Annotated in this window: 1 protein-coding gene; it reads left to right on the forward strand. The window is 46.9% G+C overall.

Features of this window, described 5'->3' with window-relative positions; translation table 11 throughout:
• The coding region (gene cas9 / locus ACTHUE_RS20665; protein ID WP_440424347.1) for a type II CRISPR RNA-guided endonuclease Cas9 at positions 1-375 on the forward strand (375 nt) is incomplete at both ends.

Raw genomic sequence — 375 nt, forward strand, 5'->3', positions numbered from 1 at the left:
TTCCGAGAGTATTTCCCCAATTTTGTCGGCGAACCCAAATCCAAAGATATTCTGAAACTGCGCCTGTACGAGCAACAACACGGCAAATGCCTGTATTCGGGCAAAGAAATCAACCTAGGCCGTCTGAACGAAAAAGGCTATATCGAAATCGACCATGCCCTGCCGTTCTCGCGCACATGGGACGACAGTTTCAACAATAAAGTGCTGGTATTGGGCAGCGAAAACCAAAACAAAGGTAATCAAACCCCTTACGAATACTTCAACGGCAAAGACAACAGCCGCGAATGGCAGGAATTTAAAGCGCGTGTTGAAACCAGCCGTTTTCCTCGCAGTAAAAAACAACGGATTCTGCTGCAAAAATTCGACGAAGACGGC

The organism is Neisseria sp. P0021.S005, from assembly GCF_051956955.1.